We start from the raw sequence: 12,264 nt of genomic DNA, 5'->3' as shown, positions 1-12,264 counted from the left end.
TCACTCAGCGGCGCTGTACGCCCGGGAGGATGCAGAGCATTTCGTACAGCAGGTTGGCGCCGAGCAACGAGGTGTTGCCGGTGGTGTCGTAGGGCGGGGAGACCTCGACCAGGTCGCAGCCGATGATGTCCAGGCCCTGGCAGCCACGCACGATCTCCATCGCCTGGATGGTGGTCAGGCCGCCGATTTCCGGGGTGCCGGTACCGGGCGCCCAGGCCGGGTCGATGCCGTCGATGTCGAAGGACAGGTACACCGGGCCGCCGCCGACCTTCTCGCGCACCTCGGCCATCAGCGGGGCCAGCGACTGGTGCCAGCACTCTTCGGCCTGCACCACGCGGAAGCCCTGCTTGCGGCTCCAGTTGAAGTCCTCGGCGGTGTAGCCCTGGGCGCGCAGGCCGATCTGCACCACGCGGTCGCAGTCCAGCAGGCCCTCTTCCACGGCGCGGCGGAAGGTGGTGCCGTGGGCGATCTTCTCGCCGAACATGTGGTCGTTGACGTCGGCGTGGGCGTCGATGTGGACCAGGCCGACCTTGCCATGCTTCTTGTGGATGGCGCGCAGGATCGGCAGGGTGATGGTGTGGTCGCCGCCAAGGGTCAGCGGGACGATGCCGTGGTCGAGGATCTTGTCGTAGGCCTCCTCGATGATGCGCACCGCCTCCAGCAGGTTGAAGGTGTTGATCGCCACGTCACCGATGTCGGCGATGTTCAGCGAGTCGAAGGGCGCAGCGCCAGTGGCCATGTTGTACGGGCGGATCATCACCGATTCGGCGCGGATCTCGCGGGGCCCGAAACGGGTGCCGGAGCGCAGGGAGGTGCCGATGTCCAGGGGCACGCCGACGAAGGCGGCGTCGAGCTCGTTGAGCGCTTCCGGAGCCTGGATATGCGGCAGGCGCATCATGGTGGCGATGCCGCCGAAGCGCGGCATTTCGTTTCCGCCCAGGGGCTGGTGGAGTTTCTTGTCCATGGGTAGGCCTCACGGGATTCGCTGTTTTCGTGGAAACAGGCTTGTTGATACTGGGGCCGGATTCTGGTCATGCCCGGTAGTTGGAAAAATCGCTGGCTACAAATAATCAGTTCAGAGTTTTCTAAACTTATTTCCGCGGCTAGACTGCGTTGCCCTGTCGCAGCCCCCTCGGCGCCGGGCCCGCCGCATGTGACTTGCAGGTCGGGCGACGACGAACGGTCTGGCCCGGTGCCAGTCCACGGACGGCTGAACTGGAGCCTCTTCACCCCGAATTCCGGAGCCCTTCATGAGCGCCAGCGCCCTGCCCGACGTCAAGCTTCTGCGGATTTTCGCCTGCGTGGTGCGCAACCAGGGCTTCGCCTCGGCGCAGCAGGAGCTGAACCTGTCCACCTCGGCCATCAGCACCTACATGAGCCAGTTGGAGAACCAGCTGGGCATCGTGCTCTGCCACCGCGGCCGCGGCGGCTTCGGCCTGACCAGCAAGGGCGAGCTGTTCCACCAGGAAACCCTGCGCATCCTCGGCGAACTGGAAGGCTTCGAGCGCTATGCGGCCACCCTCAAGGGCGAGTTGCGCGGCACCCTCAACCTCGGCGTGCTGGACTCCACCGTGAGCGACCCGGCGCTGCCGCTGGCCGACGTCATCGGCTCCTTCAGCGGCCTGCACCCGGCGGTGCACCTGCACCTGCAGGTGCAGAGCCCCTACGAACTGCAACTGGCGGTGCTGGATAACCGCCTGGACCTCGCCATCGGCTCCTTCTTCAGCCGCATGAACGGCCTGGTCTACCAGCCGCTGTACCGCGAGCAGCACTGGCTGTACTGCAGCGACCGCCACCCGCTGTTCGACGGCCGGCGCATTCCCGCCGAGCTGATCACCCAGCAACGCATGGTCGGCCGCGGCTACTGGAGCCAGGCGGAACTGGCGCGCCACGGCTTCAAGCACAGTGCGGCGACGGTGGAGAGCATGGAGGCGCAACTGATCCTGATCCTCTCCGGCGGCTACATCGGCTACCTGCCCGAACACTACGCGCACCCCTGGGTGGAGCAGGGCAGGCTGCGCGCGCTGCTGCCGGCCACCTTCGGCTACCAGGCGCCGTTCTCGCTGATCCTGCGCCGCGGCCGCTCCCGCGAGCCGCTGATCCAGAACTTCCGCGACCTGCTGCGCACGCAGCCGGGCAAACCATGAGCCGCGCCCGCTGCGAACGCTGCCTGCGGCCGCAGGGCCATTGCCTGTGCGCGCTGATCCCGCATCTGGACAACCGCACCCGCATACTCCTGCTGCAGCACCCCAGCGAAGTCGGCCACGCCCTGAACACCGCGCGCCTGGCGGCCCTCGGCCTGGCCAATGCCGAACTGCGGGTGGGTGAGGATTTCAGTGACCTCGACCTCTCCGCCGAGGACGCCTGGCTGCTGTTCCCCGGCGAAAGCGCCATCCCCCTCGCCGAACTGGCCGCCCGCCCGACCACCCGACCGCGCCTGCTGGTGGTGCCCGACGGCACCTGGCGCAAGGCGCGCAAGCTGCTGCACCTCAACCCGCACCTGGCGGCCCTGCCGCGGGTGGTCCTACCCGAGGGCCTGAGCTCGCGCTACCGCCTGCGCAAGGCGCCGGCCGAAGGCGCGTTGTCGACCATCGAGGCGGTGGTACATGCATTGAACGCGCTGGATGCACCGCAATCCTTCGACGCGCTGCTGCGCCCGTTCGAGGCGCTGATCGACGGGCAGATCGCGGCGATGGGAGAGGAGACTTTCAGGCGCAATCACCAGCGCGAGTTGAAGCCCCGGCATGAATCGTAGGGCGCATAACCGTTTGCGGTTATCCGCCGACACACTGCGGCCACAGCCAACGCCAAGGTCGGCCCCGGAGCCGCCGGGAACCGAGGCCAAACGGCGGATAACGCCTCAGGCGTTATGCGCCCTACAAGACAGGATGCAATCATGCTCATTCGCCAGCGCTTCGCCGCGGACAACCCGACCCTGCTGGACATCTGGCTGCGCGCAGTGCGCGCCACCCACGACTTCATCGGCGAGAGCGACATCGCCGAACTGCTGCCCCAGGTGCGCGACCTCTACCTGCCGGCGGTGGAGGTGTGGGTTGCCGTGGACAGCGACGACCAGCCCCTGGGCTTCATCGGCCTCAATGAAAACCATGTGGAAATGCTCTTCATCGACCCCGAGCGCCGCGGGCAGGGCATAGGTACCGCGCTGCTCGACTTCCTGCGCGAGACGCGCGGTGTGCTGACTGTCGACGTCAACGAGCAGAACCTGCAGGCGGTGGGGTTCTACCGGCACTACGGCTTCCACGACACCGGCCGCTCCGAGACCGACGGGCAGGGCCGGCCGTTTCCGCTGCTGCACATGAGCCTGTAGGGAAGAACCGGCCTGGCGGCCGGATCGCGGACGGAGTCCGCTCCTACGCCCGTGCCTCTTGGAACCGTAGGAGCAACTGTCTTGCAGTCCGCGCCGGGGTGCTCTTTGTAGGAGCGGGCCCTGCCCGCGATTTCGCGCGCAGGGCGCGCTCCTACAGGGGAATGGCACGACTCGGGCTGCGTAGGAGCGGACTCTGTCCGCGATCATGGCGGATAACGCCGTAGGCGTTATGCGCCCTACGAGCTATTGCGAACGCGGGAGCCTGGGTTCGCGAGCAAGCTCGCTCCTACAACTTCAGGGAGGTACGGTCGTAGGACCTTGTCCGCGATCGCCGGACGCCCTGGCGCGGACAAGGTCCTACGCCGTCCCACCCATGCCGTTCCCCTGTAGGCGCGCGCCCATGGGAAGCACCCTCGTAGGATGGGTGGAGCGAAGCGATACCCATCGTCACGGCCGCATGGGTTTCGCCAAGGCTCAACCCATCCTACGAAGAGCCCCGCTGTGCAAGCGATGGCGCCCAACCCCCTTGTAGGAGCGCGCCCTGCGCGCGAATCGCGGGCAGGGCCCGCCCTCAGGCCAACTGCTCCGCCACCAGGAAGCTGTCGAAGTGGATGCTCCTGGCGCCCAGCCGCAGCAGGCTGTCGCTGAACAGTTCGCTGCGGGTGGCGCCGCAGTCCCAGGCGGCTTCCCAGTCCTCGCGGCTGCGCCAGTGCACGCAGCCGAGCAGGTGGCGGCCATCGTCGCTGGCGCGCAGTTCCGCGCCCAGGTAGCCCGGGGCCTGGTGGAACAGCTCGCGCAGCTGTTCCAGGTAGCGGCCCAGGCGCTCGGCGATGTCGGCCTGCTGCGCCGTCGCCACCTCGATGTCGATCAACAGGGCGAAATGCGCCGGGCTCTCGGCGTGTTGGGCGTCGGTGCTGCAGTAGGCGCTGGGAATGATCATGGATGGCTCCTGGGCTTGAAGGCAGACGCAGGCGAGGGTAAAACCTCAACTTAACTTGAGGTCAAGCCCGCCATGCCGAGAAAACCTTCGAACCCGCACGTACCCCATGAGCTGAGCGTCGGCGAGCTGGCCAGGCGCGCCGGCGTGGCCGTGTCCGCGCTGCATTTCTACGAGGCCAGGGGGCTGATCCATAGCACCCGCAACGCCGGCAACCAGCGCCGCTACCCGCGCGACGTGCTGCGCCGGGTGGCGGTGATCAAGGTGGCGCAGCGCGTCGGAATTCCGCTGAACGAGATCGCCGAGGCCCTGGCCAGCCTGCCCAGCGCTCGCGCGCCCATGGCCGCCGACTGGGCGCGGCTGTCGGCGCGCTGGCGCGACGACCTGGACGAACGCATCGCCAAGCTGGTGCTGCTGCGCGACCAGCTCAACGGCTGCATTGGTTGCGGTTGCCTGTCGCTGGAGAGCTGCCCGCTGCGCAACCCCGGCGACAGGCTGGCGCAGGAAGGGCCGGGGGCGCACTGGCAGGGGCCGGCTCAGCCGCCGGACAGTTCCCGGGCGTAGACCTCGCGGTCGACGTTGCCGCCGCTGAGCACCAGGCCCACCTTCAGCCCGCGCAGCGTCTCGCGCTCCTGCAGGGCCGCGGCCAGCGCAGCGGCGCCGGCGCCCTCGGCGACGTTGTGGGTGGCGGTGAACAGCAGGCGCATGGCAGCGCCGACTTCCGCATCGCTGACCTGGACGAAATGGTCGGCGCCGCCGCGGATCATCGCCACCGCATTCGGCTCCGGCGTGGTGCAGGCCATGCCGTCGGCCAACTGCGTGCTGGTCGCGTGGAACACCGGCTCGCCGGCGGCGAAGGACAGCGCGTAGGCCGGCGCATGGCTGGAGACCACGCCGACGATGCGCGTCTTCAGGCCCAGGGCGTCGCGCGCGGCGATCATCCCGCAGATGCCCGAGCCCATGCCCACCGGCACGTAGCACACGTCCAGGCCGGGCAGGGCGCGCAGCAGTTCCAGGCTGTAGCTGGCCACCCCGGCCACCAGCCAGGGGTGGAACGAGGGGATCAGGTGCAGGCCGTCGCGCTCGGCCAGTTCGCCGGCGTATTCGCGGGCGGCCTGGAAGTCCTCGCCGTGCTCGATCAGGTTGGCGCCCAGGGCGCGCATGGCGGCGTTCTTCTCGCGGCTGTTGCCGTGGGGCACGACTATGGTCGCCGGCATGCCCAGGCGCGCCGCGGCGAAGGCGATGGACTGGCCGTGGTTGCCGCGGGTGGCGCTGATCACCCCGGCCGGGCAGGGGGCCTGGGCCGCCAGGTGGTGGAAGTAGACCAGCCCGCCGCGCAGTTTGAAGGCGCCCACCGGCGAATGGTTCTCGTGCTTCACCCAGGCTTCGCAGCCCAGGGCTTCCACCAGCAGGGGCCAGCGGATCTGCGGGGTGGGCGGCAGGCTGCGGTGGACGATGGCGGCGGCGGCTTCGAGGGCGGGCAGGCTGAGCGGCATGGGGGTTCTCCTATGGGAAGAAGCCAGTCTAGGGCGGCGTGCCGAAGATGCGACAGGTACAGCTGGGAAGAGGATTTTTCGCCGGCCCGTAGCGGGGCTTCCGACCATGAGCGTCCGAGTGTGCCGCCGGACCGGTACAGTTGTGCCGCCGAACTGTTCCTGTCGAGCGCCCCCGGCGCTGGCATAGCATGGCTGACCGCACACGCGAAGGGCTGTCCTCCATGCACGTTTCCTCCGGCCGCTGGCAATTCGGCCTGTTCCTCTCCCTGGTCACCGCCGTGCTCTGGGGCATCCTGCCGATCAAGCTGAAGGAAGTTCTGAAGGTGATGGATCCGGTGACCGTCACCTGGTTCCGCCTGGTGGCCGCCGGCGGCGTGCTGTTCGTCTGGCTGGCCGTGCGCGGGCAGCTGCCGCGCTTCCGCCCGCTGGGCCGGCGCGGCGGCGGCCTGGTGCTGCTGGCGGTGCTGGGGCTGACCGGCAACTACGTGTTCTACCTGGTCGGCCTGCGCCTGCTCACCCCGGGGACTACCCAGCTGGTGATCCAGATCGCGCCCATCCTGCTGCTGCTCGGCAGCCTGTTCGTCTTCAAGGAAAGCTTCAGCCTCGGCCAGGGGCTGGGCCTGCTGGTGCTGCTGGGCGGCTTCGCGCTGTTCTTCAACCAGCGCCTCGGGGAGCTGTTCGGCTCGCTGGGCGACTACACCCTGGGCGTACTGGTGGTGGTGTTCGCGGCTTTCGTCTGGACCTTCTACGGCCTGGCGCAGAAGCAACTGCTGACGCAGTGGAACTCGCTGCAGGTGATGATGGTGATCTACCTCGGCTGTGCGCTGCTGCTCAGCCCCTGGGCGCAGCCGCAGCAGGTGCTGCTGCTGAACGGCGTGCAGGCCTGGCTGCTGCTGGCCTGCTGCCTGAACACCCTGGTGGCCTATGGCGCCTTCGCCGAGGCCCTGGCCCACTGGGAAGCCTCGCGGGTCAGCGCGACCCTGGCGCTGACGCCCCTGGTGACCATCGCCAGCGTGGCCGTGGCGGCCAGCCTGTGGCCCGGGCACCTGCAGCCGGAAAGCCTCAACGGCCTGGCCTACCTGGGGGCGCTGCTGGTGGTCTCGGGCTCGGCGCTGACCGCGCTGGCGCCGTCGCTGCTGCGCAGCTACCGGGCGCGGCGGGCGAGGGCGGCGCTGTCGTCCTGAGTCGTCTCTTTAATTTTGCGAGTGATATGCATTATCATTTGCGAAATTGCAGCAGTGGTCCGGCGCGGATGAAGCCGGTGCGGGGACGTTATCGTGAATGCGGGAAGGGTGGCCGACAGGGCCGCGAGGCAGTGGGGGCGGGGCCGTGGATGAAGGCTTCCGCCACTCGGTGGCGCAGGCCTACCAGGCCTTCCATGGCGAGCTGCTGCGCTTTCTGCACCGCAACCTGGGCAGTTCGGCCGATGCCGCGGACCTGGCCCAGGACACTTTCGCCCAGTGGCTGAAGTCCGCCTCGCGCCAGCAGGTGCGGCAACCGCGCGCCTTCCTCTTCCAGATCGCCCGTAACCTGCTGCGCGACCACTGGCGCCGCCAGGACGGCCGGCGCCCGTCCGCCGCCGACGGCCAGGCGCAGGAAACCGCCGAGCCGGCCAGCGAGGGCCGCGAACCCATGCTGCAACTGGAGCGCCAGCGCTACCTGCGCCACCTGGCCACGGCCCTGGACAGCCTGCCGCCGCGCCGCCGCGAGGCCTTCGTGCTGCACAAGTTCGACGGCCTGTCCCAGGCCGAGGTGGCGCAGCGCATGGGGATATCCCTGAGCATGGTGGAGAAGCACGTGGCCGCCGCCCTGCTGCATTGCAAGCGGCAGATGCAAGGAGAGGACGAGGCATGAGCCCGCAGCAGGAGCGACAGAGGATCATCGACGAACTGGCCGCCAAGTGGTTCAGCCGCCTGCGCGCCGGCGCCGACGAGCGCGAGCGCCAGGCCTGGCGCCAGTGGCTGGCCGAGGACGCGGCGCACGAGCGCGCCTACCGCGCCATCGAAAGCCTGTGGGACGACTTCGACCTGCTGCCGCGCCCGGCCCTGGCGCCGGCTCGCCGTATGCCGCACTGGCGCGGCCTGGCGACTGCCGCGGCGGTGCTGGCTGCCGTGCTGCTCGGCGCCATGCCCTGGGGGCGGCCGCTGGTGGACCCGCAACTGAGCCAGGCCAGCGCCCCCGGCGAGCAGCGCGAGCTGCGCCTGGCCGACGGCTCGCGGCTGTTCCTGGCCGGCGACTCCGCGGTGCGGGTGGACTTCAGCGGCGCCTACCGCGAGGTACGGCTGCTGCGCGGCGAAGCCTATTTCGAGGTAGCCCATGACAGCGCCCGGCCGTTCCGCGTGCGCGCCGGCGACAGCCGCGTGCGCGTGGTGGGCACGCGCTTCGACCTGCGCCTGGCGGAGGACGGCCTGCAGGTGGCGGTCAACGACGGCAAGGTGGCCCTGCAGCCGCGGTTGGACCAGGCGCGGGAACAGCCCCTGGTGCGCGGCGACCTGGCTCAGGTGGCCGCCGACGGCGCGCTGCGGCTCGACCGCATCGACCCCGCCCGGGTGGCCGACTGGCGCGACGGCCTGCTGCGTTTCCGCGAGCGGCCGCTGGGCGAGCTGGTGGAGGAACTCTCGCGCTACCGCGGCGCGCCTATCCGCCTGGGCGACCCGCGCCTGGCCCAGCGGCGGTTGTCCGGCAGCGTGCGCATCGCCCGCCTGGACGACTTCCTCGCCGCCTTGCCGGCGCTGGCGGACGTGCGCGTGCGCCGGCAGGCCGATGGCAGTGCCCTGGTCCTGCCGCGCTGACGGCAAAGAAGAAATATTTTCATTCGCAGGTGTGGGTTCTTCGCATTTTCGCGTCTTCCCCGTCGTTCGCCGCGATCGTGCGGCCCTATCGTCCCCGGGGAGGACTCGCCATGTTGTCTCGCTTCACCCTTCCGCTTTCCCGCCCGCTGGCCTGCGCGGCGCTGCTCGGCGGCCTGCTGCTGGCCGAATACAGCCGCGGTGCCGACCTGCAACTGGCGCTGCCGGCGCAGCCGCTGAGCGCGGCGCTGGGCCAGTTGGCCGAGCAGGCGCAGGTCCAGGTGCTGTTCGACGAGGCCCAGCTGCAGGGCCTGCAGGCGCCGGCGGTGCAGGGCCGCTACGGCGTGCGCGAAGCCCTGGAGCGCCTGCTGCAGGGTACCTCGCTGGAGCTGGTGGAGGCCGGCCAGGGCTTCGTGGTGCGCCGCCGCGGCAAGGTCGACGCCTTCCAGGACAACGCCCTGCAACTGGACGCGCAGACCATCGTCGGTACCGGCCAGTCGGTGGATGCCAGCAGCGTCGGGCGCTCGACCCTGACGCGCAAGGACATCGAGCGCATCCAGGCCGACAACATCCCCAGCCTGCTCGACACCCTGCCCGGGGTGAGCATGGGCGGCTCGCCCAAGCCCGGCGGGCAGACCGTCAACATCTGGGGCCTGGGCGACGCCGAGGACGTGCCCTTCACCCTCGACGGCGCGCCCAAGAGCGGCTTCGAGCGCTACCAGCAGGGCACCGTGTTCATCGAGCCGGAGCTGATCAAGCGCATCGAGGTGGAGAAGGGCCCGCACTCGGTGTTCAACGGCAACGGCGGCTTCGGCGGCACCGTGCACATGGAGACCAAGGACGCCGGCGAGCTGCTGCGCGACGGCAAGGACGTCGGCGCCATGCTCAAGTACGGCTACCACTCCAACGACCAGCAGAAGATCTACAGTGGCGCCGTCTACGGCCGCACAGAGGACCGCAAGGTCGACGCCCTGGCCTACTACACCGTGCGCGACGGCCGCGACATCAAGCTGGCCGGGCACATTCCCGACCCGGAGGGGCGCTACCCGATCAACCCGCAGCGCTTGCCCAACAGCGCCCAGGACCTGGACGCCGGGCTGTTCAAGCTGAACCTGCACCCCAACCCGGACAACGACCTGGGCTTCTCCTACAGCCGCTCGCAAAGCACGCGCTGGACGCCGTTCTCCTCGGCCAGCTACCCGACCCCGCCGACCCAGTCGAGCATCGACAAGTACGGCTACGAGGCTGCGCTCAAGCGCCTGCTGGCGCACCGCGACACCACCGACACCACCTGGTCCGGCAAGTACCAGTACCACCCCATCGACAACCCGCTGGTGGACCTGCTGCTGCAGTATTCCGAGTCCCACGTCGAGCAGACCGACGAGCGCAACCCCGATGCCTTCTTCCAGGTCGCCACCGGCGGGCAGAAGATGGACACCGACTACCGCGACAAGGTGCTGGAGCTGCGCAACACCAGCCTGTTCGACACCGGGCCGCTGCAACACGCCTTCACCGTCGGCGCGCAACTGCACAAGCACACTCGCGACACGCAGATGTACATCCCCGGCTCCACCTACGACACCGCGCGCTACAACTACGGCCGCTTCCAGCCGGCCTTCATGCCCAGCGGCAAGCAGCTCACCCGCAGCGCCTACGTGCAGGACGCGCTGACCTGGGGCAGCGTGACCGTCACCCCGTCGCTGCGCTTCGACCAGGTGCGCAACGCCGGCAAGGCCAATGACGCGCCGCTCTACGACAACCCGGCCCAGGGCCACGACTACAGCTCGCAGACCTACAGCGGTTGGTCGCCGCGCCTGTCGCTGTTCTGGACCGCCACCGAGCGCGTGGCCTTCTTCGCCGACTACTCGCGCACCTGGCGCGCGCCGGTGATCGACGAGCAGTACGAGGTGCAGAACAGCAGCACCATCAGCGCCACCAGCCGCGACCTGGACGCCGAGCGCATCCACGCCCTGCGCCTGGGCAACATCGTCAACCTGCCGGACCTGTTCGTCGCCGGCGACAACCTGCAGGTGCGCACCACGCTGTTCCAGAACAAGATCAAGGACGAGATCTTCCGCACCCGCAGCGTGGCCTGCGAACAGCAGTCCATCGACGACGGCAGCATCGGTGGCAGTTGCGCCGGCATGCTGCCGCTGAGCAACTACCGCAACCTGCCGGGGGCGACCTACAAGGGCTTCGAGATCGAGAGCTTCTACGACAGCGAGCGGCTGTTCGCCGGGCTGTCGTACAGCTGGGTGGAAGGCAGGCACGACGGCGCCTACAGCAACCCCTGGGGGCCCAACGTCTGGGCCCGCGACGTGCCGCCGGCCAAATGGGTGGCGACCCTCGGCGTGAAGTTCCCCGACTGGGACGCGCAGATGGGCTGGCAGGGCGAGTTCGTCCGCCAGACCGACCGCCTGCCCAGCGACAAGTATTCCGGCGGCATGGGCACCCTGGCCGGCGACGTCTACTGGAACCAGACGGTCAACGACAGCTACGACACCCAGCGCGTCTTCGCCAGCTGGAAGCCGCGCCGCCTGGGCCTGGAGAATACCGAGCTGAACCTCACGGTGGATAACCTGTTCAACCGCGACTACCACCCGGCGCTATCGGGGGACAACGTGTACAGCCAGGGGCGTAATGCGAAGTTCAGTGTGACCCAGTATTTCTGAGACCTGGCGCGCGGCGTCAACCCGTAGGAGCGGATCTCATCCGCGAATCGCGCCGGAATCTCCGGCTATCGCGGACAAGGTCCTCCTACGACCATGCTCGACCGTAGGGCGAATAACCGTTCGCGGTTATCCGCCGCCGGTCGGAACTCCGGTGCCCGACGGCGGCGGCGGATAACGCCGTAGGCGTTATCCGCCCTACGGGTTGCAAGGGGGCGGCGTAGGATGGGTTGAGCTAAGCGATACCCATCGCCACGACCGTGTTTCCCTGGAACCGTAGGAGCGGACTCCGTCCGCGATTCACGCGCCAGGGGCGCTCAACGCCCGCGGATCAGCCGCCAGGCCAGCGCGCCCAGCACCCCGCCGGCCAGCGGCGCGACCCAGAACGCCCACAGTTGCTGCAGCGCCCAGGGATCGGTGAAGGGGGCCACGCCCAGGCTGCGCGCCGGGTTCACCGAGGTGTTGCTGACCGGGATGCTGACCAGGTGGATCAGCGCCAGGGCCAGGCCGATGGCCAGCGGCGCGAAGCCGGCCGGGGCGTCGCGGTCGGTGGCGCCCATGATGATGAACAGGAAGACCGCGCTCATCAGCACCTCGCACAGCAGCACCGCCTGCAGGCTGTAGCCGCCCGGCGAGTGCTCGGCGTAGCCGTTGGCGGCGAAGCCCTTGAGCGGGTCGAAGCCGGCGGCGCCGCTGGCGATGCAGTAGAGCGCCGCGCCCGCCAGCAGGCCGCCGGCCACCTGGGCCAGCACGTAGGGCAGCAGTTGATGGGCGGGAAAGCGGCCGCCGACGCACAGCCCCAGGCTCACCGCCGGGTTGAAGTGGCCGCCGGAGATCGGCCCCACGGCGTAGGCCATGGTCACCACGGTCAGGCCGAAGGCCAGCGACACCCCCAGCAGGCCGATGCCGACGCTGCCGAATTGCGCGGCCAGCACGGCGCTGCCGCAGCCGCCGAAGACCAGCCAGAAGGTTCCGAGCAGTTCGGCACCGAGTTTGCGAAACATGTTTCCTCCCTAGACAGGCAATGCGCCGCTGGAATGGCGGC

12 protein-coding genes are annotated in these 12,264 nt (G+C 69.2%); 8 read left to right on the top strand and 4 right to left on the bottom strand.

The features are described from left to right. Positions 1–4: 4 nt before the first annotated feature. Entirely contained in the window at positions 5–964 is a 960-nt protein-coding gene (gene speB / locus DK254_RS25900; RefSeq protein WP_109936118.1) for an agmatinase, read from the bottom strand. A 286-nt stretch (positions 965–1,250) separates the two neighbouring features. On the opposite strand from speB, the gene DK254_RS25895 reads away from it, so the two are divergent. The 3 genes from DK254_RS25895 to DK254_RS25885 all read left to right on the top strand — a co-directional run bounded on the left by DK254_RS25895 (position 1,251) and on the right by DK254_RS25885 (position 3,328). After that, complete coding sequence (locus DK254_RS25895; protein WP_089393600.1) at positions 1,251–2,147, top strand: LysR family transcriptional regulator; 897 nt, start codon at positions 1,251–1,253, stop codon at positions 2,145–2,147. Then, positions 2,144–2,755 (top strand): tRNA-uridine aminocarboxypropyltransferase, encoded by a 612-nt coding sequence (locus tag DK254_RS25890; RefSeq protein ID WP_109936117.1) that lies wholly within the window; start codon positions 2,144–2,146, stop codon positions 2,753–2,755. Before DK254_RS25895 ends, DK254_RS25890 begins: the two co-directional genes overlap by 4 nt. A gap of 141 nt (positions 2,756–2,896) precedes the next feature. After that, complete coding sequence (locus tag DK254_RS25885; RefSeq protein WP_109936116.1) at positions 2,897–3,328, top strand: acetyltransferase; 432 nt, start codon at positions 2,897–2,899, stop codon at positions 3,326–3,328. Between the two features lie 571 nt (positions 3,329–3,899). Here DK254_RS25885 and DK254_RS25880 read toward each other — a convergent pair. Next, on the bottom strand, positions 3,900–4,268 hold the full coding sequence (locus DK254_RS25880; RefSeq protein WP_109936115.1) for an antibiotic biosynthesis monooxygenase: 369 nt from the start codon (positions 4,266–4,268) through the stop codon (positions 3,900–3,902). A gap of 72 nt (positions 4,269–4,340) precedes the next feature. On the opposite strand from DK254_RS25880, the gene soxR reads away from it, so the two are divergent. Beyond that, complete coding sequence (gene soxR, locus DK254_RS25875) at positions 4,341–4,829, top strand: redox-sensitive transcriptional activator SoxR (protein WP_109936114.1); 489 nt, start codon at positions 4,341–4,343, stop codon at positions 4,827–4,829. Here soxR and DK254_RS25870 read toward each other — a convergent pair. Then, on the bottom strand, positions 4,802–5,761 hold the full coding sequence (locus tag DK254_RS25870) for a threonine dehydratase (RefSeq protein ID WP_109936113.1): 960 nt from the start codon (positions 5,759–5,761) through the stop codon (positions 4,802–4,804). The genes soxR and DK254_RS25870 overlap by 28 nt on opposite strands. Before the next feature lie 221 nt (positions 5,762–5,982). Here DK254_RS25870 and DK254_RS25865 point away from each other — a divergent pair, with 221 nt between their 5' ends. From DK254_RS25865 to DK254_RS25850, 4 genes are all read left to right on the top strand, one after another. Next, positions 5,983–6,945 (top strand): DMT family transporter, encoded by a 963-nt coding sequence (locus tag DK254_RS25865; RefSeq protein ID WP_109936112.1) that lies wholly within the window; start codon positions 5,983–5,985, stop codon positions 6,943–6,945. Between the two features lie 145 nt (positions 6,946–7,090). Then, on the top strand, positions 7,091–7,615 hold the full coding sequence (locus tag DK254_RS25860; protein ID WP_109936111.1) for an RNA polymerase sigma factor: 525 nt from the start codon (positions 7,091–7,093) through the stop codon (positions 7,613–7,615). Further along, positions 7,612–8,553, top strand: a complete 942-nt coding sequence (locus tag DK254_RS25855; protein ID WP_109936110.1) for a FecR family protein — start codon at positions 7,612–7,614, stop codon at positions 8,551–8,553. The genes DK254_RS25860 and DK254_RS25855 overlap by 4 nt, the downstream gene beginning before the upstream one ends. Before the next feature lie 110 nt (positions 8,554–8,663). After that, positions 8,664–11,222, top strand: a complete 2,559-nt coding sequence (locus DK254_RS25850) for a TonB-dependent receptor (protein ID WP_109936109.1) — start codon at positions 8,664–8,666, stop codon at positions 11,220–11,222. Positions 11,223–11,536: 314 nt separating this feature from the next. Here DK254_RS25850 and aqpZ read toward each other — a convergent pair whose 3' ends face one another. Further along, complete coding sequence (aqpZ, locus tag DK254_RS25845; protein ID WP_109936108.1) at positions 11,537–12,223, bottom strand: aquaporin Z; 687 nt, start codon at positions 12,221–12,223, stop codon at positions 11,537–11,539. Positions 12,224–12,264 lie beyond the last annotated feature (41 nt).

The sequence above is a fragment of the Pseudomonas sp. RW407 genome, from assembly GCF_003176655.1.
Lineage (GTDB): Bacteria > Pseudomonadota > Gammaproteobacteria > Pseudomonadales > Pseudomonadaceae > Pseudomonas > Pseudomonas delhiensis.
The sequence above is the reverse complement of the archived record's forward strand: the minus strand, read 5'-3'. Positions and strand labels throughout refer to the sequence as shown.